Genomic DNA, 24,830 nt, shown 5'->3' with positions numbered 1-24,830 from the left:
TACGCATCGCCGTCTGGCTGGAGCACACGGATATCCGGGCGCGTCGCCTCCCGCTAGCTCCACCACGTGACGGTCGACAGCGATGTCGACAAGGATACTGGAGTCATGCGAGTCACGGTGCGGGTGAAACCCGGCTCGGCACGTCCGCGTGTCGGGGGGCGGCACGCCGGCGCGCTCGTGATCGCCGTTCGCGAACGGGCCGTGGACGGCAAGGCGACGCGAGCGGCGCTGGACGCGCTCGTGCGAACGCTGGGCTGTCACGGGCGTGATGTTCGTCTCGTCGCGGGAGCGAGAAGCCGGGTCAAGACGGTCGAGATTCCCGACGAATTACGTGCGCAGTTCGAGTCGTTATGCGACGCTGCGACATCGGGCGATGCCGGGAATTGATGCCGAGCTGGTATTGCTGGATCCCTCAGAAGAAGGTGTCGATCAAGGCAATGCGGGTAGCATGCATGGTCAAGTCGCTCGCTTCCAGGGTCCGGGCGTGCCTGATCCGCACGATCGTAGCTGTGAAGACACTGAGAGAGGGCGGTTCGTTGAAGGCGAGCAAGGAAAGATCTATCCTCACCTGACCCGGACAACGAGTGGGCGGGCACGTGGCAGAACAGGGGGTGCGTAGGCATGGCCGAACGCACGGACAGCAAGCAGGCGACGGCTCGGGCGGAGCAGATGACCTCGGACGAACATGCGGCAACACTGGTGGTGGGTGCGGACGAGGATCCGTGGACGCCGGACGAGCTCGAGGAGGTCCGCACGGAGCTCCTGTCGGATGCCAGCCGGCTCCGGGAGGAGATCTCCGACACCGAGACCGAGATCGCCGAACTACTCAAGAGTGGTGTCGATGGCGGCGGTGAAGACCCCGCCGACACCGGGACCAAGGCCTTCGAACGCGAGCACGAGCTGTCCCGCGCGGCGAGCCACCGGGAGACGGTGCTGCAGATCGAGCGCGCGTTGCAGCGTATCGACAACGGTACGTACGGCATCTGCGAGAACTGCGGCAATCCCATCGGCAAGGCTCGGTTGCAGGCGTTCCCACGTGCCACAATGTGCGTGACATGCAAACAACAGCAGGAGCGTCGCTGAGCCACGACGCCGCGGGGCCCCGGAAGCCACGCCGTCGAACGGCGATGTTGCTCGCCATCGCCGTGGCGGTGCTGGGCCTGGATCAGCTGACCAAGGTATGGGCCGTCTCCGCGCTGGGTGATGGCCGTGTCGTGGACGTCATCGGCGAGATCCTGCAGTTCCGCCTGGTCCGCAACCCGGGCGCCGCGTTCAGCATGTTCACCGACCACACGTTGGTACTCACGATCATCGCGATCGCTGTGATCGCGGTGATCGTGTGGATCAGCCATCGGGTGACGAGCCCGATGTGGGCGGTGGCTCTCGGAGGGCTGCTGGGTGGAGCGAGCGGCACCCTGGCGGACCGGCTCTTTCGGGAACCGGGCCCCATGCGGGGCCACGTGGTGGACTTCATCGCGTTGCCGAACTGGCCCATTTTCAACGTCGCGGACTCCGCGATCGTCGGCGCGGCAATCCTGATCGCGCTGCTCAGCTTCCGGGGCGTGGCGTTCTCCACCGTGGGCGAGCGGGAAGCGGGGTCCGAACAGCGGTGAGTGAGCGGCGTGCGTTGCCCGTGCCGGAGGGCCTTGAAGGGGAGCGACTCGACGCCGCTCTGGCCCGGCTCTTCGGTTTCTCCCGCAGCAAGGCCGTCGAGCTTGTCCAGGACGGTCACGTGCTCGTCGACGGCGTAGCCGAGCCCAAGTCGAGCCGGGTGCAGGCGGGGGGCTGGCTGGAGGTGGAGCTCCCCGATCCTCCGGCGCCCGTGCAGGTGGTGCCCGAGCACGTGGAAGGGATGCGGATCGTCCATGACGACGCCGATGTCGTCGTCGTGGACAAGCCTGTCGGCGTCGCCGCGCATCCCAGTCCGGGCTGGACGGGCCCCACCGTGATCGGCGGCTTGGCCGCCGCCGGCTTCCGGGTTTCCACGAGTGGAGCGGCAGAACGGCAAGGGATCGTGCACCGGCTCGACGTCGGCACTAGCGGCATCATGATCGTCGCGAAGTCCGAGCACGCGTACACGTCGTTGAAACGCCAATTCCGCGAACGTGGCGTGGACAAGGTGTATCACGCGCTCGTCCAGGGTCATCCGGACCCGACACACGGCACCGTGGACGCGCCGATCGGGCGTCACCCCCAGCACGACCACCGGTGGGCCGTGGTAGCCGAAGGCAAGCCCAGCGTGACGCATTACGCGACCCTGGAAGCGCATCCGGCCGCGAGCTTGCTGGAGATCCGGTTGGAGACCGGGCGCACGCACCAGATTCGTGTGCACATGAGCGCCGTGCGGCACCCGTGCGTGGGAGATCTCACCTACGGTGCCGATCCCACGCTGGCATCCCGGCTGGGACTGTCGAGACAGTGGCTGCACGCCGTGCGGCTCGGGCTGGAACACCCGTCGTCGGGCGCGTGGACCGAATTCGAGTCCCCGTATCCGGACGATCTGCAGCAGGCGCTGGACACCCTCACGCACCAGTTCGTCTGAGTGCCATCCGGGCCCCGTCACCCACCGCTCTGGCCACCGTGAGAACGGGCCCCACCAGTGGATCCGCGAACGTTCGGAGCCAACCGGGGTGGCGCCACAAGGTTGTCGCGAGGTGCCCCTAGAGTGGCTGTTGTTGCCCGCGGATGGCCGTCCCGGTGGGGCCGGACCGTCCCGCGGCGCGTCGGTATCAACCGCGTGGATGCGCGAGGAGGCTTGATCTAATCGTGTCGAGTGCTGGGTCCAACACATCCGGCTCCAACTTCGTCCACCTGCACGTCCACACCGAGTACTCGATGCTCGATGGCGCGGCCAAGCTGGACGATCTGTTCACCGAGGCGACTCGCCTCGGGATGCCCGCGCTCGCCACTACCGACCACGGCAACGTGTTCGGCGCCTACGAGTTCTACAGCAAGGCCAAATCCCACGGCATCAAGCCGATCATCGGCACCGAGGCCTACCTCACGCCGAAGACCAGCCGGTTCGACAAGACGCGGGTCCGCTGGGCCGAGGGCGGCGAGGACGACGTCTCCGGCGGTGGCGCCTACACCCACATGACGCTGCTGGCCGAGACCACCGCCGGCATGCACAACCTCTTCCGGCTGTCCTCGCTGGCCTCCATCGAAGGGTTCTACTTCAAGCCGCGTATGGACCGCGAGCTGCTGGAGAAGTATGCCGGCGGGATCATCGCCACCACCGGATGCCCGAGTGGCGAGGTGCAGACGCTGCTACGGATGGGCAAGTACGACGACGCTGTGGCATCGGCTGCCGAGTTCCGCGACATCTTCGGTGCCGGAAACTTCTATGTCGAGCTGATGGACCACGGCCTGTCGATCGAGCGGCGCATCCGTGACGACCTGCTCCGCCTGGCCAAGCAACTCGAACTGCCGTTGCTCGCGACGAATGACCTGCACTACACCCACAAGGCCGACCACCAGGCCCAAGAGGTGCTGCTGTGCGTGCAGTCCGGATCCACGCTGGCCGACCCCAAGCGGTTCAAGTTCGACGCCGAGGACTTCTATCTCAAGAGCGCCGAGGAGATGCGCTCGGTATGGTCGGATCTCCCCGAGGCGTGTGACAACACGCTGCTGGTGGCCGAGCGGTGTGAGGTCGAGTTCGTCGAGGAAGCCGGCCGCTACATGCCGCACTTCCCGGTGCCCGAGGGCGAGGACGAGACGTCGTGGTTCGTCAAGGAGGTCGAGCGCGGGCTGCAGCGGCGGTATCCGGATGGCGTCCCGGACGATGCCCGCAAGCAGGCCGAATACGAGACCGAGGTGGTGACGGGCAAGGGGTACGCCGGCTACTACCTGATCGTCTCCGACTTCATCAACTGGTCGAAGAACAACGGCGTGCGGGTCGGTCCGGGCCGGGGGTCGGGCGCCGGTTCCATGACGGCATTTGCCATGGGGATCACCGATCTCGATCCGTTGAAACACGGGCTGTTCTTCGAGCGGTTTCTCAATCCGGAACGTGAGTCCATGCCGGACTTTGACGTCGACTTCGACGAGCGCGGGCGCGGTGACGTCATCCGGTACGTCACGGACAAATACGGCAGCGATCACGTCGCCCAGATCGTCACGTACGGCACCATCAAGGCCAAGCAGGCCATCAAGGACGCCAGCCGCGTTCTGGGTTATCCGTTCGCCATGGGGGAGCGGATCACCAAGGCCATGCCGCCCGCGGTGATGGGCAAGGAGATCTCGCTGGGCGGAATCTTCGACACCGAGAACAGCCGGTACTCCGAGGCGGGAGAGTTCCGCCAGCTGTACGAGTCCGACTCCGACGTGCGCAAGGTGGTCGACACCGCCAAGGGCTTGGAGAACCTCAAGCGCCAGTGGGGCGTGCACGCGGCAGGCGTGATCATGTCGTCCGAGCCGCTGCTCGACACCATTCCGATCATGAAGCGCGAGCAGGACGGCGCGATCATCACGCAGTTCGACTACCCGACCTGCGAGACGCTCGGCCTGGTCAAGATGGACTTCCTGGGGTTGCGCAACCTCACCATCCTCGACGACGCGCTGAAGAACATCGTCCGCAACGGCAAGGAGCCGGTGAACCTCGACGAGCTCGATCTGGACGATCCGGCCGCGTACGAGCTCCTGGCCCGGGGCGACACGCTGGGCGTCTTCCAGCTCGACAGCGGCCCCATTCGCAGCTTGCTGCGGATGATGAAACCGGACAACTTCGAGGACATCTCGGCGGTCCTGGCGCTGTATCGCCCGGGCCCGATGGGCGCGAACTCGCATATCAACTATGCCCAGCGCAAGAATGGCCAGCAGGAGATCACCCCGATCCATCCGGAGCTGGCCGACGCGCTGGAGCCGATCCTGGGCACCACCTACGGCCTGATCGTGTACCAGGAGCAGGTCATGGCCATCGCCCAGCAGCTCGCCGGGTACACGCTCGGCAAAGCGGACCTGCTCCGTCGCGCCATGGGGAAGAAGAAGCGCGAGGTGCTCGACGCGGAGTTCGTGACGTTCTCCGAGGGGATGCGCGCCAACGGTTTCTCCGACGCCGCGATCAAGACGCTGTGGGACATCCTCGTCCCCTTCTCCGACTACGCGTTCAACAAGGCGCACAGCGCGGCCTACGGTGTCATCTCCTACTGGACGGCATTCCTGAAGGCCAACTACCCGGCCGAATACATGGCCGCGCTTCTCACGTCGGTGCGTGGTGACAAGGACAAGACCGCGCTGTATCTCTCCGAGTGCCGGCGCATGGGTATCAAGGTGCTTCCCCCGGACGTCAACGAGTCCGAGGGCGATTTCACGCCGGTCGGAACGGACATCCGCTTCGGGCTCTCGGCCATTCGCAATGTCGGCGGGAACGTCGTCGACGGCATCGTCGCGGCCCGCAAGAGCGAGGGCCGCTACGAGAGTTTCCCGGACTTCATGAACAAGGTGTCGGTGTCGGTCTGCAACAAGCGCGTCGTCGACTCCCTGGTCAAGGCCGGTGCGTTCGATTCCATGGGGTACGCGCGGCGAGCCCTGGTGTCCATCGTGGACGACACCGTGGACGCGGTGATCACCCTCAAGCGCAACGAGGCGATCGGGCAGTTCGACCTCTTCGGTGGCGCCGGCGAGGAGTCCACCTCCGGTCTGGAGGTCAACGTTCCGGAGCTGGACGAGTGGGACAAGAAGGCAAAGTTGGGGTACGAGCGGGAGATGCTCGGTCTCTACGTCTCCGACCACCCGCTCCTCGGCCTGGAGCACGTGCTCAACGCCTCGACCGATCGCCCGATCTCGGCGTTGAACGACGAATCCGAGGTCTCCAGCGGCACCACGGTCACCATCGGTGGCCTGGTCACCGGTATCCAGCGCAAGGTGACCAAGCGCGGAGACACGTGGGCGATCGCCACGGTGGAGGATCTGGAGGGTTCCATCGAGTGCCTGTTCTTCCCCGCGACGTACCAGCTGTACTCGACGCAGCTGATCGAGGACGAGATCGTACTCGTGAAGGGGAAACTGGATCGCCGTGACGATTCGGTACAGTTCATCGCGAGCGAGCTGAGCATGCCGGATATCTCGCAAGCCCCGACGGGGCCGCTGGTCGTGGCCATGCCGCTGGCTCGATGCACCCCACCGGTCGTCGAGAAGTTGAAGGACGTGCTCGTGACCCATCCCGGCTCCACCGAGGTCCATCTGAAGCTGAAAAGCTCACAACGCACGACGGTGATGCGCGTGTCCGACGGGCTGCGCGTCACACCGTCGTCCGAACTCATGGGGGACCTCAAGGCATTGCTCGGTCCGGCCTGTGTCGTCTGAGGCGGACACCGGCGTGGGTACCCGGGCGCATCGGCACGGCGCGGCGGGACGATCACGCCGGCCACCACTGACGCCCAGACGGGTCGCTGCCGAGATCGTGGTGCTGTCGCTCGTGTTCGGTGCGCTGTACGGTGTGGCCTGGTATGCGCTCGCACCGGAGATCACCGGGCAGGTGGACGACAACGGCGTGGCGATCCCCATCGAGGAGGCCCGCGAGCTCTTCGATCGCGTGGCGGTGTTCGCTCTTCTGAGTGCCGGAATCGGTCTGATCCTGGGGGTGGTGTCCGGATTGCGCCACCGCGGGCGTCCCGTCACGGCACTGGCGACACTCGTTCTCGGCGGGGCCGGCGGGTCATTGCTCGCGCTGGGCGTGGGAATCCTGCTCGGTCCGGCGGAGAGCGACGACCCACCCGGAACGCCGGTGGCCCTGCCGATGGAACTCGACACCCCGTCGGCCCTGTTCGTGTGGCCGTTGGTGGCCTTGATCGTCGTTACGGTGATGACGGTCGCGCGCGATGATCGCACGCCGTGGAGTGCCGGGAGCGGGGAGGACGAAGGACGCGATCATGCCGGGTGAGGTGGAGCATGCCGGGTGAGGTGGAGATCGTGGACCGCCGGTTCGCGGATTTCGTGCTCGGTAACGCTTCTCTGGAACGGCTGGCGACCGGTATGCGCTGGGCCGAGGGCCCGGTCTATGTGGCCGATGCCGGTCACCTGCTGGTCAGCGACATTCCCAACGATCGCATCCTGCGCTGGGTCGAGGGTGCCGAGATGTCGGTGTTCCGGCAGCCGTCGAACTTCGCGAACGGGCACACGCGGGACCGCTCGGGCAGGCTGGTCAGTTGCGAGCACGGCACCCGGCGCGTGACCCGCACGGAAATGGACGGCTCCGTGACGGTGTTGGCGGACTCGTACCGGGGCCGGCGGCTCAACTCGCCCAACGACGTCGTGGTGAAGTCGGACGGCAGCGTGTGGTTCACCGACCCCACGTACGGCATTCTCAGCGACTACGAGGGACACAAGGCGCCGTCCGAGCTCGACGGCTGCTACGTCTTCCGGTTCGATCCGCAGACGGGCGAGCTCGACGTCGTCGCCGACGACATGGTCAAGCCCAACGGGCTGGCGTTCTCCACCGACGAGACCGTGTTGTACGTGGCCGACAGCGCCCGCACGCACGATCCCGGCGGCCCGCACCACCTGTGCGCGTACGAGGTCCGCGACGGTCGCGAGCTGCACGCGCCGCGGGTGGTCGGCGACGTGTCGCCGGGGGTGCCGGACGGCCTCGCCGTCGACGACGAAGATTTCTTGTGGTGCAGTGCCGGCGATGGCGTGCACTGCTACGCGCCGGATGGCACCTTGCTGGGCCGGATCCGGGTGCCGGAGACGGTCGCCAACTGCACGTTCGGCGACCCAAAGCGCAACCGGCTGTTCATCGCCGCCACCACGTCGTTGTACGCGATCTACCTGAACCGGCGCGGCCCCCAATTCCCGTGATCATGGTTCCGGTGATCATGAACACTAAGCGTTCCATGTAGCCGCCTAGTGTTCATGATCACCGGAACCATGATCACGGGAGGGGGAGTGGCGGGGCTGGTCCAGGCGTCGTTCCAGTGCCGTCACCTGTTCCTGCAGGGCGGTGATCGCCTGGAGGAGCTCGTCGTCCCGGGCGCGGGTGTCCCGACCGAGCGGGCCGTCCGGGCTGCGGGGGCCGTCTGGGCTGCGCGGGCTGTGTGGGCTATGTAGGCCATGCGGGCTGTCCGGGCGATCCGGGCCGTCCGGACCTTCGGCGCCACCCACCGCACCCGGCTCAGGGGTGTCGTGCGCGTTGTCCCGCTGGTGTTCCAGGGCTTCGACCGTGACCGCGATGAACAGGTTGAGCACCACGAACGTGGTGGTCACCACGAAGATCAGGAAGAACAACCACGCCGCGGGCTGCTGCCGGGCGACGGGTTCGGCGATGTCGCCGAGACCTCCGTCGCCGGTCATGATCCGGAACATCGACGCGGCGGACTGGCCGAGGCTGCCGAAGTGCTCCGGTGCCATCTCGCCGAACAGGTTCGTTGCCATCACGATGCCGACGTAGTAAAGGATGGCCAGCAGGGCGCCGATCGAGGCGATCCCGGGAATAGCGGTGATGAGGGCGCCGACCACGCGGCGCATGGACCGCACTGTGGACAGCAGCCGCAGGATGCGAAGCACCCGCAACACCCGCAGCACGGCCGCCTCGCCGGTGGCCGGTACCAGCGCGACCAGCACGACGAGCAGGTCGAACAGGCCCCACGCGGAGCGAAAGAACGCGAGCCGATCGACGTAGATCCGCAGGGCGATCTCCACCACGAAGATCGCCACGATGGTGCGGTTGAGCGGGACGAGCAACCATCCCCAGTTCGACGTGATCGTCTCGTAGGTCTCCAGGCCGAGCACGGCCGCATTGACGACGATCAGCGAGATGATCACGCGCTGGAAGTGCGTGGAGCCGACGATACGCCGGGCCCGCTCTCGCAGGGTAGGGGCGGGTGGCGGTTCGGGGCGGTCGAGCACATCGGTCGCCCGGTCGGTCATGTGAGCGGTCCTCGCGTGTCGGGTGAGCCTCGCGCTGGGAGCCGTCGCATCCCGGTCGGATCGTGCGGCTCACCGGTGGCGGCGAACGGAAACGGTGAGCACGGCGCTGTGCAGCCCGGCGCGTCCGACATTTTCGCACGAAAGGTGCATGCCCCCCGCGTGCAGGGCGGTTGTCACCAACGGTCAGGCCGGCGCGTCGGACCGGGAGATCGCGGCAATGGTGGCCCCGGTCAACGTCCGCAGGTCATCCGGGCTCAGCTCGATGTCCAGGCCACGCCGGCCACCGGAGACGTAGATGGTCGGAAATTCCCGGGCACTCTCGTCGAGGATCGTGGGTAGCTGCTTTCGCTGGCCGAGCGGGCTGATGCCGCCGGCGACGTAACCGGTGGCCCGCTCGGCCGTGGCGACCTCGGCCATGGTCGCCCGCTTGCCGCCAGCGGCCCGGGCGAGCGCCTTGAGGTCGAGCGAGTCGGTCACCGGGACGATTCCGACCACCAGGCGGCCGTCGACGTCGGCAAGCAGGGTCTTGAACACGCGCTCGGCGTCGACGCCCAGCGCGGCGGCGGCTTCGAGGCCGAACGAATCCGCCGAGGGATCGTGCTGGTAAGGGTGCAGCGTGTAGGACACGCCCGCGCGGTCCAGCATGACCGTGGCCGGCGTGCCCGAGTTGGCACGGCGTCTCTTGCTCATCGGGCACCATCATGCCCGGTGTCGATCAGCTGTCGATGTGTGGGACACGAGTGTCACCGCACTGGCGCGCGCGGCGCGTCGTCCTGAGGAGTGAATGTACAACGACAGAGATCATGTGCAGGACTCCTTGACGTCATGTCTGCACGCATCGCGTGACATCGTTTGTTGTTGACCGATTCATGCCGCTGATAGACGTTCCGTTCTCTCGTAATGCCACGATCGATCGACGAACTCATTGCTCGCGCCGCTGAGCTTGCGGACCAATTCGAAGACTATGAGCCTCGTGCCGAAGATCGGCATGAGCCTCCGATGATGGCATTGCGAAGGCTCGCATATCGCCGATCACAGGTGGAACGTGAGCTGGCCGATGCGGTACGCGATGCCCGTTTCCGGGGCATCGTGGGCCAAGATCGGGCACGAGCTCGGCACCACCGGTGAGGCTGCACGGCAACGCTATGGCGACCGGGTCGCATGACGGTGGCAAGAAGCAGCAGCTGCTCACCGGCCGTCGTCGTAGTCGAGCGGTCAGCGGCTCAAGGCGCGTAGTGCCGGTCCGGATCGAACGCCGGCCATGGCTGATACACGTTCACGCCCGGATCACCGCGCAGGTGGAACGCGCTGGGGTAGGGCTGTTCCTCGGCGGTGATCTTGGTCGACGTCGGGATGTAGCGAATGGTGAGCCCGCATCGGCGGTGTGGCGATGTGTTGGCCTCGCTGCCGTGAACGATCGCGGAGTGGTGAACCTCGACGTCGCCGGGTGCGAGCACCATGTTCACGGCCTGATCCTCGTCGACGTCTACGGCGATCTCTTCACCCAGGACGCTCTCCACGTCGGTGTTGGCGCGCTTGTCCGCGATATCCCAGGTGTGGGAGCCCGGAATGAGCCGCACGCAGCCGTTCTCCGGCGTGGAGTGGTCCACCGCAAGCCAGAGTGTCACGACGTCCATCGGCTCCAGCGGCCAGAAGGCGGCGTCCTGATGCCACAGGACGGGTTGGCCGGAGTAGGGCGGCTTCGAGATGTAGTGCGAGGCGAACAGCGCGATGTCGGGACCGACGAACAGCTCGGCGATACGCAGCAGCCGCTCGTCGCTCACCAGCCGGAGCCAGAACGGGTCGTCGCGCAGATAGATGTGGCCCAGCTGTTCCGGCCGGACATCCGGATGGCGTTGCCGCAACCATTCGACGTGGCCGTGCACCTCGTTGATGAGGTCCGGATCAATGACATCCCGGAAGATGATGTAACCGTCGCGCTCGAAGTCGTTCATGGCGCGTTCCCGATCGGCGTCACCGACGGGCCCGTCCGAGTGGCGTGAAAAGGTCTGCGGTGCCTCGTTGAGCATGATTCCTCCGTTAGGGTGCGTACCTCCATGGTGCGTCGCCCGGCGGTGTGCGGGATAGAACGCATGTTGCGAGAACATGTACCGTGTTGATGTGGTGGCGCTGCTGTGGTTTGACTCCCATGCCCGTGGACGCCCGTACCATGCCGCACGGGTGCGCTTCGAACCGAGATCGCCACAGTCCGACCTGCACGGACACGCTGATTTCTACGAGATCCTGGCCGTCACGGCCGGAAGCGGCGAGCACCTGCTGGCCGACGGGCGCCGCGAGTTGCGTCACGGCGACGTCGTCTTCATCCGCCCGCAGGATCGTCACGCCTTCCGCGGCCTGCATCCGGACGGCCTGGAGTTCATCAACGTCGCATTCCCGGCAGAGGGCTGGCGCCGGTTCGCCGAACTGGCCGGTATTGACCCGGAACGCACGTGGGAGCACCGCCCCGAACCGCCAGCCGTGACCGTGCCGCCCGCGTGGCGCGCTCATGCCCGTGCGGTGTTCGAGAGCGCGCTGGCCCGGTATTACTCCGATCCGCACATGCTCGACCTCACCCGGTTCTGGAGCGACGTGCTCGCCGTGGTGGCCGCACCGCGAGCCGAGCCGGATACGGCGGTGGCCGGGGCGCAGCCGCCCTGGCTGGCCGATGTTTGCCAGGCAATGCGCCACGAGGAGAACCTGCGCGGCGGGGTGGCACGAATGGTGCACGTGGCCAGAGTGAGCCCGGCGCACCTCGCCCGCACGATGCGGACTCACCTGGATACAACGCCGACGGAGTTCGTGACCCGGCTACGGATCGAACGAGCGGCGACATTGCTCGCCACGTCCACGGAATCGATTACCGCGATCGCCCACCGCTGCGGCTTCTCCAGCCAGTCCTACTTCACCCGGCGCTTCCGCGACCTGCGGGACGTGTCACCGCGCGAGTTCCGCAGGCAGGCCCAGCGTGCCTTCGTCCCGTAGCCGTTGCCGGGCCGCGTCAGGCACTGCGGGTCTGCTCGGCCAGGCGGGCCAACCGGAGAGTGACGATCTCGAATGGCCGCAGGCGCAACGTCACGGTGTTCCCGTCGAGCTTCGCAGCTTCCGGGCCGGCGTCGGACCCGGCCACACCGCGGGCGTCCCCCGCAGCGTCCCCGCCGGCTTCGTCGCCGCCAGAGCGTTCCAGCAGATCGGTGGTAACCGCGGAATCCACGGCGAACCCGGCGGTCAGCCGGGCTAGCGCCCTGCCTCCGGTGGCCTCGTAACACCGGACGATGACGTCACCGGAACCGTCGTCGGCGAGCTTGACGGCCTCGACGACCACCGCATCGTTGTCGATCGACACCAGCGGCTGCACGGTATGCCCGCCGGTGACCACCCGCTCGGGAATGTTGATGCGGTAGCCCTCGCGTGCCGCGTCGACGATGCCGGCTCCCGGCGCGAGCGCGTAGCCGAAGCGGTGCGTGCCCTGATCGGTCTCGGGGTCGGGGAACCGTGGTGCACGCACGAGTGACAACCGCACGGTCGTGGTGGTGCCGCCGTCGCCGGGGCGCACGGTCCGCGTGACGTCGTGGCCGTACGTGGAGTCGTTGACGAGCGCCGCGCCCCAGCCGGGTTCGCCGACGTGCACGAACCGGTGCGCGCAGATCTCGAACTTGGCGGCATCCCACGACGTGTTGGAATGCGTGGGCCGATTGACGTGACCGAACTGGGTCTCCGCCGACGACACCTCGGCCCGGACGTCGAGCGGGAACGCCGCCTTGAGCAGCTTCTCCGTCTCGTGCCAGTCGGTCTCGGTCGCGAAGTCCACGACGCGGCTCCCGGCCCGCAGGCTGACCAGCTGCGTCACCGTGGACTGGCCGAAGCTGCGCGTGACGCGCACGGTCGCGGCGTCCGGTCCGGTGCTATCCAGGGAGAGCTCGTTGACGCCGGTCAGATCGGTCACAGTGTTGCGGTAGTAGGACTCGATGTCCCACGCGTCGTACTGGATGGGCAGATCGGCGTGGAGTTGCAGCAGGTTGGCCGCAGCATCGGGCGCGACGGCGTCCCGGCCGGTGGCGTGCTCCACGACGGAGGTCACCAGCCCGCGCCCGTCGACGACGACACGGAGGTGGCCGTTGTCGAGCACCCAGCCGTCGCCGCGCTCCGTGGCCGTAACCCGGGCGTCGTCCACCGTGGCCGTGCTGGTGGCCGTGCTGCTGGCCGTCGGCGTGGTGGCCGCGGCCGGGGTCGCGGCTACGGGCCGGACGCCGGCGCCACCCGCGGGGATCCCCGCTCGCTCGTGTGGCGCGGCATTGAAGACGATGTGCTGCTCACCGTCGCCGGCCAGGGCGCTCTGGGCGTCCGCGATGATGTCGTGCAGCTCGTCGGCGACGGCCGCGTACGTGCTCGCCGCCTCGCGGTGCACCCAGGCGATCGACGAGCCGGGGAGAATGTCGTGGAACTGGTTGAGCAAGACCACCTTCCACAACCGGTCGAGCTGCTGGTAGGGGTACTCGAAGCCGGCACGGACGGCGGCCGTCGCGGCCCAGAGCTCGGCCTCGCGCAGCAAGTGTTCGCTGCGCCGGTTTCCTTGCTTGGTCTTCACCTGCGACGTGTACGTGCCGCGGTGATACTCCAGGTACAGCTCGCCCACCCAGACCGGGGCGTCCGGATAGTCCTCCCGGGCCTTCGCGAAGAAGGTGGCCGGGGGCTCGATCGTGACCTGCGGAGATCCTTCGAGGTCACGCATCCGGGCGGCGCGCGCGAGCATCTCGCGGGTGGCGCCACCGCCGCCGTCGCCGTGCCCGAACGGGACGAGGGAGCGCCGCGCCGGCCCCTTGTCCCGGAAGTTGCGCACCAGGTGGGCCATTTCCTGCCCGGTGAACTCGGCGTTATAGGTGTCGACGGGCGGGAAATGGGTGAACACGCGGGTCCCGTCGATGCCTTCCCACCAGAACGTGTGATGCGGGAAGGGGTTCGTCGTCGACCACGAGATCTTCTGCGTGAGGAACCAGCGCGAACCCGAGAGCTTGACCAGCTGGGGGAGCGCGGCGGAGTAGCCGAACGAGTCGGGCAGCCACACCTCGTCGGTCTCGATGCCGAACTCGTCGGCGAAGAACCTCTTGCCGTGCACGAACTGGCGGGCCATCGCCTCGCCACCGGGCATGTTGGTGTCGGCTTCGACCCACATGCCGCCAACCGGGATGAACCGCCCGTCGGCGATCTTCTTGCGTACCTGCTCGAAGACCTCGGGACGATGCTCCTTGATCCAGGCCAGCTGCTGGGCCTGCGACATCGCGAAGATGAACTCCGGATGGTCATCCATCAGGTTCACCGTGTTGGAGGCGGTGCGGGCCACCTTGCGCACGGTTTCGCGCAGGGGCCACAGCCACGCGGAGTCGATGTGCGCGTGCCCGACGGCGCTGACCTGGTGGGCGGACGCCTGCGCCGGGCTGGCCAGCGCGGGAGCGAGCCGCTCGCGGGCGGCGGCTGCCGTGGCGTTGACATCGTCGAGATCGAGAACGTCGAGGGCCTGGTTGATGGCTTGCAGAATTTCCCAGCGCCGGGGCTGGTCGAGCGGCAGCTGGTGCATGAGCTGTCCGAGCACGTCGAGGTCCTGGACGAGCTCCCACACGGCCGCATCGAACACGGCGAGCTCGGCTCGAGCCAGCCGGTAGAGCGGGTCGTCACCGGCGGTGGTGGTGTCGCCGAGCCACGTCACCGGACCCTCGATGAGGGGGTTCGCCGCCGCCTCCACGTAGAACAGCACGTCGTCGTCACCGGCCGCCGGCTCGGCGACGCGTACCCACCGGCTACGCGGGTGCAGGCCCTTCACCGTGCTGCCGTCGGGAAGGTAGACGAGCCCTTCGGCGCAGAAGCCGGTGCGGTCCGAGTCGAAGCCGAGATCGATGACGGCTTCGACGGTCCGGCCGTGCCAGGATTCCGGTACGTGGCCGCTGAACCGGAACCACGTGGTGCCCCAGGGCGGCCCCCACGGGTCGCCGACGGCGCCGGGCTCGTAGGTGGCGGCGAGCCCGGTCGCGGCCGGGACCGGCTCGCCGGGGACATGCCACATCTCGACGGCCAGCGGTGCCGTGTAGGGGTACACGGCGGGGCGGATGCGTTCGCGCAGGACGCGATCGAGCCGGTCTTCGATCAGCTTGCGGTCGTCGTGCATCGGTGCCATGTCCTCCGGTCGTGGGGTGGTGAAGATGTCCTGACATACACGCTACCCCCACCCTGTCCGCTGATCATGAACACTATGTGTCCATATGGGGTACACAGGCGTTCATGATCATGGGAGGGGTGGCTAGGCTGCGACATGTCCCTCTCCGGCCGATCGAGTAAGGAGCCTGCCCGTGCCCCTGTTCGACAAACCTCTGGCGGAACTGCGCGAATACCGGCCCGAGCGCGACGAGCAGCCCGACTTCGACGCGTTCTGGCAGCGCACGCTCGCCGAAGCGCGCGACCTTCCGCTGGAGGCGGAGTTCACTCCCTACGATGCCGGATTGAGCGTGATCGACGTCTACGACGTCCGGTTCTGCGGCTGGGGCGGACACCGCATCGCCGGCTGGTTCATGCTGCCTGCCGGCACGACGGAGCCGCTGCCGACCGTCGTCACGTACATCGGATACGGAGGCGGCCGTGGCCTTCCTCACGATTGGCTGACCCTCCCGGCCGCTGGCTATGCGACGTTCATCATGGACACCCGGGGCCAGGGCTCGGTGAACATCCCCGGCGACACGCCCGATCCCGTCGGCGGCGCCAGCCCGCAGGCGCCCGGGTTCCTGACGCGCGGCGTGCTCGACCCGGACGACTACTACTACCGCCGGGTCTTCACCGACGCGGTACGCGCCGTCGAGGCGGCCCTCACCCATCCGTGCGCCGACGCCGGGCGCGTCGTCGTCGATGGTTCCAGCCAGGGCGGCGGAATCGCGCAGGCGGTGGCCGCGCTCTACCCGGGACTGCTCGGAGCGATGATCGACGTGCCGTTCCTCACCGGATTCCGGCGCGCCACCGAACTCGTCGACACCATGCCGTACCGCGAGATCGTCACCTACCTCGCCACCCACCGGGACCACGAGGAACAGGTCTTTCGCACGCTGTCCTACTTCGACGGGACGAACTTCGCGCCGCGCTGCACCGTGCCGGCGCTGTTCAGCGTGGCGTTGATGGATGCCACGTGCCCGCCGTCGACGGTCTTCGGCTCGTACAACCATTATGCGGGCCCGAAAGAGATCCGGGTCTGGACGTACAACCAGCACGAAGGTGGTCAGACCTTCCAGGTGCGCGAACGGCTGACCTGGCTGCGTGACCTGGTCAAAAGCTGATCTTGACTGCTGGATAGGGTGGCAAGGGACGAAAGGGGAGATGTGGTGATGAACGAGGGCGACGCGTCCGGCCGGATGCCACCGACGCCGCAGCTGCGGCAGACCGGCGTGATGGCCATCCTGCGAGCCCCGTCGGCCGCACGCTTCGGCGAGATCTGCCGCGTTCTCGTGGATTCCGGGGTGACCTGCTTGGAGATCACCCTGACCTCGCCGGATGCGATCGAATCGATCAAGGCTGTGCGGGCCGATCTGCCGGATCATGTCGAGGTGGGTGCGGGCACGGTGACCACGGCTGAGCAGGCACGAACTGCCGTCGAGGCCGGCGTGGATTTCCTCGTGTCGCCGTCGGCCGAGCTCGACGTCGTCCGGGTGGCACGCACGGCGGGCATCCCGTCGTACCCCGGAGCGCTGACCCCGACGGAGATCCACGCGGCGTGGCGCGCCGGAGCCAGCGCGGTCAAGGTGTTTCCCGCATCGACGGTCGGGCCGTCGTACTTCAAGGACGTTGCCGGGCCGTTCCCCGACATCCGGCTCATGCCGACCGGAGGCGTGTCGATCGACAGCATCGGGGACTGGATCCGCGCCGGCGCCGTAGGCGTCGGGCTGGGCGGGCCGTTACAAGGTGATGCCGCCGAGGGCGGCGACCTGGATGCGCTGGCCGAGCGGGCCAGAAGGGCATTGGACGCGGTCCGCACGGCCCGGCAGGCGGTGTCCGGTGCTACCGGATCGCCTGGAGAGGCGAGCGCGCAGCCGTCAGGCGGGCAGGCGCTCGCATGAGCGGTCATCTCGTCACCGCCGGGGAAACGATGGCGCTGATCGCGGCAGTGCAGGTCGGCTCGCTGGCGAGCAATCGCGACATGCGGTTGTCGGTGGCAGGCGCGGAGACGAACGTCGCGATCGGGGTGGCCCGGCTCGGCGGCCGGGCCACGTGGATCAGCCGCCTCGGCAACGACGGCTTCGGTGAGCTGATCCAGCGTGAACTGCGTGCCGAACGGGTCGAAGCCCTCGTCCAGATCGACACCGGCCGCCCTACCGGTTTGATGATCAAGGAACGTCCGAACGCCATGCGCACTCACGTGCGGTATTACCGCTCGGGCAGCGCGGCGTCGGCGATGACCGCGTTCGACGTCGACAGCGAGACCATCGCTGCGGCGGACGTCCTGCACGTCACGGGAATCACACCTGCCCTGGGTCCGGGTCCGGCGTCGGCGGTGCAGCACGCCGTCGACATCGCCCGCCAGCACGGCACGCGGGTCTCGGTCGATCTGAACTACCGGTCGAGCCTGTGGAGCCGCGAGGACGCCGGGCCGGTCCTGAAACACCTGGTGGAGCGTGCCGATGCGGTCTTCGCCGGTCCGGAGGAGGCGGCGCTGGTGGTGCCCGACGGGCACCACGAGGAGCTCGCCCGCTCCCTGTCGGGCCTGGGGCCAGACCAAGTGATCTTGAAGCTCGGCGGCGACGGTGCGTACGCGCTCGTCGACGGGCAGCCGCACACGTTGGCGGCGCTGTCCGTGCCCGTGGTGGACACGGTCGGCGCCGGTGACGCCTTCGTAGCCGGATACCTGGCGGAGTGGATGGCCGCCGAACCCCCGGCGCAGCGGCTGCGTACCGCTGTCACGGCGGGTGCATTCGCGTGCACGGCCCTCGGTGACTGGGAGGGCCTTCCGACCCGAGAGGACCTGCGGACCCTGGGTTCCCCGGACTCCGTGCAACGCTGAGTCCCTGAAGGCTGAATTCCTGATGATGGACACGTAGCGGGGTGATGGGATGGTTATGATCGATTGGTCGGCGCATGCCGCGTCGCGTACGCGAAGGCTCAAGCCGTCAGCGATCCGGGAAATCCTGAAGCTGACCCAGACGGGCGACGTCATCTCGTTCGCGGGTGGATTACCGGCACCAGAGCTGTTCCCCGTGGCGGAAATCGAGGATGCCACCCGGCGCGTACTGGCTCGCGAGGGTGCCAGCGCCCTGCAGTACAGCACCACCGAAGGGCATGCGGCGCTGCGGGAGTGGGTCGCCGCCCGGCATTCCGGTGCCGGAACGGTCAGCGTGCCCGATGCGGGTTCGGCTGGCGTCTCTGGTGCGGGCTCGCATGGCGTTCCCGGTGTGGGCCCGGCTGGTGCATCGGGCACGGGTGCCGCGGCGGAGGTGGACGGCTCCTGGGTGCAGATCGTTTCCGGGGCGCAGCAAGGACTCGATCTGGTAGCCAAGTGCTACCTGGATCCCGGCGACACCGTCGTCGTTGCCGCTCCGACCTACCCGGGCGCGCTGCGCGCGTTCGACCCGTATGAGGTGCGCTACCGTGCCGTCGACACGGACGGCGACGGGTTCGTCGTGGAATCTCTGGAAGCTGCGCTGGCAGCAGGCGCGAAGCTGATCTACGTGATCCCCACCTTCGACAACCCCAGCGGCGTGAGCCTGAACCTCGAACGGCGGCACGCGGTCATCGAGCTGGCGCGTCGCTATGGCGTTCCCATCCTCGAAGACAACCCGTACGGTGAGCTGCGCTTCGACGGCGACGAGCTGCCGCACCTGTTCGACCTGGCGCCCGAGCAGGTGATCCACGTGGGGACGTTCTCGAAAACCATGGTTCCGGGTCTCCGGCTGGGATGGCTGGTCGCCACGCCCGACGCGCTCGCCCCAGTCCGGCATGCCAAGCAGGCCGCCGACCTGCATACGTCGACCCTGGCGCAGATGGTGGCGGTGGAGGTCGCCGGGGACGGGTTCCGGGACGAGCATCTGCTGAAGATCCGGGACCACTACCGCAGCCGCCGGGACCTGATGCTCCAGGCGCTGGAACGCCATCTCGGCGCGGGATGCCGATGGACCCGCCCGGAGGGTGGCATGTTCATCTGGCTCACGGTCCCCGACGGGCTCGACACGATGGAGCTGGCGCGCGAAGCTGTCGACGCTGGTGTGGCATACGTGCCGGGTCACGCCTTCTATCCCGACGGAGGTGGGGCGAACGGCCTGCGGCTGAGCTACTCGGTGGCGACGCCGGAGCAGATCGAGTCCGGCGTGGCGATCCTCGGCCAGCTCCTCCGCTCCACCCCCGGCTCCGAATGATCATGTTTGGTACGTTTTCTTGGGCCGTAACACGGCTGTAGACGTGTTACGGCCCGAGAAGTCCTGGTGCCGTGACGTGCTCTGAAGGGGGTGGCACGCACAGGGGGTGACGTGGCGGTGCGTGTCGGCAGGGCCGTGGAGCCGCTTCGTGCCGTTGCCGTGCGCTCAGACTCGTCGGCCTGGCTCGCCGGGAGCTAGCCCTTCGCCGGGGAGCTACTCCCCTCTCCTCGGGGCACCTACCCCCGTGGTACTGAGCCCGCCTTATCGTGCTGATTCCGCCCACATCGTGCACATCGTGTTGGGCCCGAGCATGTCGCGTCGATCCTGCCACGTTGCGTCGAGCTGATCTTGCCCGCGTCGCATTGGTCGGTCGCGTTACGCCAACACGCTTTCTCGGCCCGTGACACGTCTGCAGCCGTGTTACGGGCCGAGAAAACGTACCAAACATGATCATTCGGAGCTGGAGGCGGAACTGGAGGGGAGGGGTGTCTTGGTATGCGATCGGGCTGTCCAGGTGGTGGACCACGTCCTTACACTTGAGCGCGTGATACGCCGCATCGACCTGCGCGGTCGCCTCGCCACCGGTGAGGTGCTCGACTACCGCGCGCTCGTCCCCCGTGCCCCTGTCGACGTCGAGGCAGCGCTCGACGCCGTGCGGCCCATCTGCGCCGACGTGCGCCATCGGGGCGTGGCCGCGCTGAAGGAGCTGACGTCCCGCTTCGATGGCGTCGACGTTGACGATCTCCGGGTGCCCGAGAGCGTGTTACATGCCGCGCTTGACGGGCTGGACACCGACGTACGAGCCGCGCTGGACGAGTCCATTGTCCGTGCCCGCAGGGTCCATGCCGATCAGCGGCGCACCGATGTGACGACCACCGTGGTTCCCGGCGGAACGGTGACCGAGCGCTGGGTTCCCGTGCAGCGTGTAGGCCTGTACGCGCCAGGCGGGCTCGCGGTCTATCCGAGCAGCGTGGTCATGAACGTCGTCCCTGCCCAGGAGGCCGGCGTCGAGGAGATCGCGGTGGCTAGCCCGCCGCAGCAGGGCCCGGATGGCCTGCCACACCCCACCATCCTTGCCGCGTGCGCGTTGCTCGGCGTCACCGAGGTCTATGCCGTCGGCGGTGCGCAGGCGATCGCCATGTTCGCGTACGGGGCCGGCGACGACGCGGGGACCGGGTGCGCGCCTGTCGACATGGTCACCGGGCCGGGCAATGTCTACGTGGCCGCGGCGAAGCGGCTGCTCAAGGGCGTCATCGGTATCGACGCCGAGGCCGGACCCACCGAGATCGCGATCCTCGCGGACGCCGCCGCGGACCCGCGGCATGTCGCCGCGGACCTGATCAGCCAGGCCGAGCACGACACGTTGGCCGCCAGCGTGCTGGTTACCGACGACGGCGCGCTCGCCGACGCCGTGGAGGCCGAGCTGGATGTGCAGGTCGCCGCGACGAAGCACGTCGACCGGGTGGCGACGGCTCTGGGTGGGGACCAGTCCGGCATCGTCCTCGTCGACGATCTCGAGCAGGGACTCGCCGTCGTCGACGCGTATGCGGCCGAGCACCTGGAGATACACACGCGTGACGCGGCCGACGTCGCGAGCCGGGTGCGCAACGCCGGTGCCGTCTTCGTCGGGCCGTGGTCGCCGGTGAGCCTCGGTGATTACGCTGCCGGTTCCAACCATGTGCTGCCCACGGGCGCCTCCGCCCGGCACACGTCCGGGCTGTCGGTGCAATCGTTCCTGCGCGGGATCCACGTGGTGGAGTACGACGAGGCGGCACTGCGCGATGTCGCGGCCCACGTCGAGACGCTCGCCGACGCCGAAGATCTGCCCGCGCACGGAGCGGCCGTGCGGGCCCGGTTTACGGCGGGTGGCGTCCAAACGGGCGGCTCGGCCGGCACGACCACGGGAGATACGTCATGACGGACCTGCCGATCCGCGAGGAGCTCCGCGGGATCCAACCGTACGGGGCTCCGCAGCTGGACGTTCCGATCCGGCTGAACGTGAACGAGAATCCGTACCCGCCGTCGGAGGCGCTGGCGGCGGATGCGGCGAAGGCGGTCGCGGACGCCGTGGCCGGGCTCAACCGGTACCCCGACCGCGAGGCGCTGGACTTGCGCGCCGACCTGGCCACCTACCTGGCGGGTGAGTCGGGTGTCGATCTGACACCGGAACAGGTGTGGGCGGCGAACGGCTCCAACGAGATCATGCTCCAGATCTTGCAGGCGTTCGGCGGTCCCGGCCGGCGCGTGCTCTCGTTCGCGCCCACGTACTCGATGTATCCGGAGTACGCCCGGAACACGGCGACGGAGTGGGTCACCGCGCCGCGTCGCGAGGATTTCACCGTCGACGTCGACGACGCGCTGGCCGCGGTGGTGGAGCACCGGCCGTCGGTGGTGTTCGTCGCGTCGCCGAACAACCCGACGGGAACGGCCGTCTCGCTTGATCTGGTGCGTGCGCTGCACGACGCCTCGCCGGGGATGCTCGTCGTCGACGAGGCGTACGCGGAGTTCCGCCGTGCCGGCACGCCGAGTGCGCTGAGCTTGCTGGCCGAGTGCCCGCGGTTGATCGTGACCCGGACCATGAGCAAGGCGTTCGCCTTCGCGGGTGCGCGGGTCGGATACGCCGCGGCCTCCACCGAGGTGGTCGACGTGTTGCGCGTGGTGCGGCTGCCGTACCACCTGTCGGCGGTGACGCAGGCGGTGGCGCGGGTCGCCCTGGCGCACGCGGCCGAGCTGCAGGAGCGGGTGGAGCAGCTACGCTCGACCCGGGACGAGCTCGCAGAGTCGTTGCGCTCGCTGGGTCTGCAGGTGCCCGATTCGGACGCGAACTTCGTGCTGTTCGGTCCGTTCGACGACCGGCACGCGATCTTCCGGGCGCTGCTGGAGCACGGGGTGCTGGTCCGGGAGACGGGCCCGGAGGGCTGGCTGCGGGCATGCGTGGGCACGCCCGAGGAAACCGAAACATTCGTTCGTGCCCTGCGAAAGGTGCTGGCACGGGAACCAGGCGAGGATACGGGGACATGACGCACGCAGACGGTGCCCGCACGGCAAAGATCGAGCGGACGACCAGCGAGAGCGCGGTGGTCGTCGAGGTAAATCTCGACGGAACGGGGACGCACGACGTCTCCACGACGGTGCCGTTTTACGATCACATGCTCACGGCCCTGGCCCGGCACTCGCTGATCGATCTCTCCATCTCCGCGCACGGGGACACCCACATCGACGTGCACCACACGGTGGAAGACACGGCCATCGTGCTGGGTCAGGCGCTGCGCGAGGCGCTCGGCGACAAGTCCGGGATCATCCGCTACGGCGATGCCCTGGTGCCGCTGGACGAGGCGCTCGCCCAGGCCGTCGTCGACGTCTCGGGGCGGCCGTACTTCGTCCATTCCGGCGAACCCGCTGGCCAGGAGTATGTGCTGATCGGTGGGCACTTCACCGGCTCGCTGACGGCGCACGTGCTGGAGAGCATCGCGCACCACGCGGGCATGACGATGCACGTCCGGTTGCTTGCCGGCCGCGATCCGCACCACATCGCCGAGGCGCAGTTCAAGGCGCTCGCCCGGGCGCTACGCACTGCCGTCGCGCTCGACCCGCGGGAACGGGGCGTGCCGTCGACGAAGGGCGCGCTGTGAGCTGGATGGCCGCGATGCCTGGCGGCGCGGTGAGCTGGATGGCCGCGATGCCTGGCGGCGCGCCGGGTAGCTCGGGGCGATCAGCGCAGGCTGCTCAGGAAGTCGGTGACGGCGGCGTCGTAGGCATCGGTGTCGTGATTCCACGAGCGCACGTGCCCGACGCCCGCGGGCCGGATGTAGGTGACGATGTCGGGCCGCGCCGCCGCGTACTCGTCCGACGAGCGCGCCGGCACCGTCGGATCGGCACTGCCGTGGAACAGCAGGACGGGCACGGAGGCGTCGTCGGCGTTGCGAATCTGGTCCATGGCGCCGAGGTCGATGCCGGTGCGCACGCGCACGACCGCCGACGCGACGTGCGCCGCGAACCCGGGCAGGTTACGGTTCGCCGACTCGTGGGCCAGCACGTCCGCCCACGACAGGACCGGCGAGTCGTAGATGAGGCCGGCGATACCCGTTTCGCCGTGGACACGCAGGTAGTTCCCCACGACCGCACCGCCCATCGAGTACCCCACGAGCACGACGTCGCGAGCGCCGCGTTCGCGGGCATGGGCCACGGCAGCGGCCAGGTCTTCCGACTCGGTCCAGCCGAGCCCGTACTCGCCGTCGGAGTCGGACGGCGCATCGTCGTCGTTGCGGTAGGAGATCGACAGCTGCGGGTATCCGAGCTGGTGGATCGCCGGCACGAGGCGGTACGCCTCGGCGCGGTTGCCGCCGCGGCCGTGGACGTGGATCACCCAGCGGTCACGTTCGCCAGGAACGTAGGTGGCGGGATAGGCGCCAAGCGGCCCGGGGAAGTGGACCTCGGTGGCGTCGAGCGTGCTGACGGTGCGAAAGGTCGCGAGTTCGGATGGGAAGGCGTAGCCGTCGACGCGCGCCTTGGTGCCGGCTTCGGGCACGTCCGGAAACGGGACGAGCGGGCGGATCACCCGGTTGCCCGACCGTGCGATCTCCGGGCCCAGCCGGGCGTATCCACTGTTCCACTCCAGTCCCACGAGCCCCGGCTGGTCGGCGTCCGTGCCGGTCAGGGTCACGGTGTCGCCGGTCACGTCGAGCACCTCCACCGGATATTCTGCCGGCGAGGCGTCCACCAGCAGGAGCTCGTCCGCGTAGTACCAGCCGCCGGCCGTCGTCGTCGCCACCACGACGACGATCACCGTCGCCGATGCGATGGCGGCGCGCCGGGGCCAGCGGCGCGCTGGCATGTCGGCGGTAGCGTGGGCAGCCCGGCCGATCTCGTCGAGCTGGCTTGGATCTGGGCGGGAGGACTTGTCCACGGTCACGGTGAAAGTGTGGCACGAGGAGGGCAGCGATGAACGCGTCGCGCCGTGTCGTCGTTCTCGATTACGGCTTCGGCAACGTCCGGTCGGCGACCCGTGCGCTGCGGAGGGTCGGTGCGGACGTCGAGCTGACCGCCGAGCGGCGAGCCGCCGAGGACGCCGACGGCCTGGTCGTGCCCGGCGTCGGGGCGTTCGCGGCGTGTGTGCAGGGGGTGCGCGCGGTCCGCGGCGACGAGGTGATCGGCCGCCGGCTGTCCGGCGGGCGCCCGGTGCTGGGGATCTGCGTGGGCATGCAGGTGCTGTTCGAGCGGGGTGTCGAGCATGGTGTCGAGAGCGACGGGCTGGGCGAGTGGCCGGGTACCGTCGAGCGGCTGGATGCCGCACCGTTGCCGCACATGGGCTGGAACACGATCACCGTCCCGTCCGGTTCCGGCCTGTTCGCCGGGATCGAGAGCGAGCGGTTCTATTTCGTGCATTCGTACGGCGTGCGGCGCTGGGAGATGCCCCGCGACACCACGGCGGCGCGGATTCGTCCTCCGCTGGTGACCTGGACGGAGCACCAGCACGACCGTTTCGTCGCCGCGGTGGAGAACGGTGCCCTGGCGGCGACACAGTTCCATCCGGAGAAGTCGGGTGAGGCAGGACTTGCATTGCTGCGCAATTGGGTGAAAGGTCTGTGA

The 24,830-nt window shown here is 68.2% G+C and carries 21 protein-coding genes; 16 read left to right on the top strand and 5 right to left on the bottom strand.

Annotated elements, in window-relative coordinates:
• The first annotated feature begins 105 nt into the window (after window positions 1-105).
• From DPM12_RS06890 to DPM12_RS06860, 7 genes are all read left to right on the top strand, one after another.
• Window positions 106-387, top strand: a complete 282-nt coding sequence (locus tag DPM12_RS06890; protein WP_112257716.1) for a DUF167 domain-containing protein — start codon at window positions 106-108, stop codon at window positions 385-387.
• Between the two features lie 234 nt (window positions 388-621).
• Window positions 622-1,083: a TraR/DksA family transcriptional regulator gene (locus DPM12_RS06885; protein ID WP_112257566.1), complete on the top strand. Its 462-nt coding sequence runs from the start codon at window positions 622-624 to the stop codon at window positions 1,081-1,083.
• Window positions 1,056-1,613: a signal peptidase II gene (lspA, locus tag DPM12_RS06880; RefSeq protein ID WP_112257565.1), complete on the top strand. Its 558-nt coding sequence runs from the start codon at window positions 1,056-1,058 to the stop codon at window positions 1,611-1,613. Before DPM12_RS06885 ends, lspA begins: the two co-directional genes overlap by 28 nt.
• On the top strand, window positions 1,610-2,542 hold the full coding sequence (locus DPM12_RS06875; RefSeq protein ID WP_112257564.1) for an RluA family pseudouridine synthase: 933 nt from the start codon (window positions 1,610-1,612) through the stop codon (window positions 2,540-2,542). The genes lspA and DPM12_RS06875 overlap by 4 nt, the downstream gene beginning before the upstream one ends.
• A gap of 293 nt (window positions 2,543-2,835) precedes the next feature.
• Window positions 2,836-6,303, top strand: a complete 3,468-nt coding sequence (gene dnaE / locus DPM12_RS06870) for a DNA polymerase III subunit alpha (RefSeq protein WP_425467578.1) — start codon at window positions 2,836-2,838, stop codon at window positions 6,301-6,303.
• Window positions 6,293-6,880: a hypothetical protein gene (locus DPM12_RS06865; RefSeq protein ID WP_112257562.1), complete on the top strand. Its 588-nt coding sequence runs from the start codon at window positions 6,293-6,295 to the stop codon at window positions 6,878-6,880. The genes dnaE and DPM12_RS06865 overlap by 11 nt, the downstream gene beginning before the upstream one ends.
• Window positions 6,881-6,888: 8 nt before the next feature.
• Window positions 6,889-7,797 (top strand): SMP-30/gluconolactonase/LRE family protein, encoded by a 909-nt coding sequence (locus tag DPM12_RS06860; RefSeq protein ID WP_112257561.1) that lies wholly within the window; start codon window positions 6,889-6,891, stop codon window positions 7,795-7,797.
• Window positions 7,798-7,842: 45 nt separating this feature from the next.
• Here the strand turns inward: DPM12_RS06860 and DPM12_RS06855 are convergent, their stop codons facing one another.
• From DPM12_RS06855 to DPM12_RS06840, 3 genes are all read right to left on the bottom strand, one after another.
• Entirely contained in the window at window positions 7,843-8,865 is a 1,023-nt protein-coding gene (locus DPM12_RS06855; RefSeq protein WP_112257560.1) for an ion transporter, read from the bottom strand.
• A gap of 183 nt (window positions 8,866-9,048) precedes the next feature.
• Window positions 9,049-9,555, bottom strand: a complete 507-nt coding sequence (gene ybaK / locus DPM12_RS06850; RefSeq protein WP_112257559.1) for a Cys-tRNA(Pro) deacylase — start codon at window positions 9,553-9,555, stop codon at window positions 9,049-9,051.
• A gap of 533 nt (window positions 9,556-10,088) precedes the next feature.
• On the bottom strand, window positions 10,089-10,820 hold the full coding sequence (locus DPM12_RS06840; protein WP_112257715.1) for a phytanoyl-CoA dioxygenase family protein: 732 nt from the start codon (window positions 10,818-10,820) through the stop codon (window positions 10,089-10,091).
• Between the two features lie 151 nt (window positions 10,821-10,971).
• Between DPM12_RS06840 and DPM12_RS06835 the strand changes: the two genes are divergently transcribed.
• Window positions 10,972-11,847 carry an AraC family transcriptional regulator gene (locus DPM12_RS06835; protein ID WP_211658560.1) on the top strand — a complete coding sequence of 292 codons (876 nt, stop codon included), beginning with the start codon at window positions 10,972-10,974 and terminating at the stop codon, window positions 11,845-11,847.
• Between the two features lie 16 nt (window positions 11,848-11,863).
• On the opposite strand, the gene DPM12_RS06830 is transcribed toward DPM12_RS06835, so the two are convergent.
• A complete protein-coding gene (locus DPM12_RS06830) occupies window positions 11,864-15,022 on the bottom strand; it encodes an alpha-mannosidase (protein WP_112257713.1) in 3,159 nt (1,052 codons plus the stop codon).
• 181 nt (window positions 15,023-15,203) lie between these two features.
• Here DPM12_RS06830 and DPM12_RS06825 point away from each other — a divergent pair, with 181 nt between their 5' ends.
• The 7 genes from DPM12_RS06825 to hisB all read left to right on the top strand — a co-directional run bounded on the left by DPM12_RS06825 (window position 15,204) and on the right by hisB (window position 22,873).
• Window positions 15,204-16,175, top strand: coding sequence for an acetylxylan esterase (locus tag DPM12_RS06825; RefSeq protein ID WP_112257558.1), 972 nt, complete (start codon window positions 15,204-15,206; stop codon window positions 16,173-16,175).
• Between the two features lie 48 nt (window positions 16,176-16,223).
• Window positions 16,224-16,952, top strand: coding sequence for a bifunctional 4-hydroxy-2-oxoglutarate aldolase/2-dehydro-3-deoxy-phosphogluconate aldolase (locus DPM12_RS06820; RefSeq protein WP_211658558.1), 729 nt, complete (start codon window positions 16,224-16,226; stop codon window positions 16,950-16,952).
• Window positions 16,949-17,893 carry a sugar kinase gene (locus tag DPM12_RS06815; protein ID WP_112257557.1) on the top strand — a complete coding sequence of 315 codons (945 nt, stop codon included), beginning with the start codon at window positions 16,949-16,951 and terminating at the stop codon, window positions 17,891-17,893. Before DPM12_RS06820 ends, DPM12_RS06815 begins: the two co-directional genes overlap by 4 nt.
• Window positions 17,894-17,942: 49 nt before the next feature.
• On the top strand, window positions 17,943-19,241 hold the full coding sequence (locus DPM12_RS06810) for an aminotransferase-like domain-containing protein (RefSeq protein WP_123788434.1): 1,299 nt from the start codon (window positions 17,943-17,945) through the stop codon (window positions 19,239-19,241).
• Between the two features lie 544 nt (window positions 19,242-19,785).
• Window positions 19,786-21,159: a histidinol dehydrogenase gene (gene hisD / locus DPM12_RS06805; RefSeq protein ID WP_112257555.1), complete on the top strand. Its 1,374-nt coding sequence runs from the start codon at window positions 19,786-19,788 to the stop codon at window positions 21,157-21,159.
• Window positions 21,156-22,262, top strand: coding sequence for a histidinol-phosphate transaminase (locus tag DPM12_RS06800; RefSeq protein ID WP_112257554.1), 1,107 nt, complete (start codon window positions 21,156-21,158; stop codon window positions 22,260-22,262). Before hisD ends, DPM12_RS06800 begins: the two co-directional genes overlap by 4 nt.
• Window positions 22,259-22,873 (top strand): imidazoleglycerol-phosphate dehydratase HisB, encoded by a 615-nt coding sequence (gene hisB, locus DPM12_RS06795; RefSeq protein ID WP_112257553.1) that lies wholly within the window; start codon window positions 22,259-22,261, stop codon window positions 22,871-22,873. Before DPM12_RS06800 ends, hisB begins: the two co-directional genes overlap by 4 nt.
• Before the next feature lie 80 nt (window positions 22,874-22,953).
• Here hisB and DPM12_RS06790 read toward each other — a convergent pair whose 3' ends face one another.
• Window positions 22,954-24,153, bottom strand: coding sequence for an alpha/beta hydrolase (locus DPM12_RS06790; RefSeq protein WP_112257552.1), 1,200 nt, complete (start codon window positions 24,151-24,153; stop codon window positions 22,954-22,956).
• Between the two features lie 29 nt (window positions 24,154-24,182).
• Between DPM12_RS06790 and hisH the strand changes: the two genes are divergently transcribed.
• Window positions 24,183-24,830: an imidazole glycerol phosphate synthase subunit HisH gene (hisH, locus tag DPM12_RS06785; RefSeq protein ID WP_112257551.1), complete on the top strand. Its 648-nt coding sequence runs from the start codon at window positions 24,183-24,185 to the stop codon at window positions 24,828-24,830.

The organism is Phytoactinopolyspora halophila, assembly GCF_003287285.1.
In the GTDB taxonomy this organism is placed as follows: Bacteria; Actinomycetota; Actinomycetes; order Jiangellales; family Jiangellaceae; genus Phytoactinopolyspora_A; species Phytoactinopolyspora_A halophila.
The sequence above is the reverse complement of the archived record's forward strand: the minus strand, read 5'-3'. Positions and strand labels throughout refer to the sequence as shown.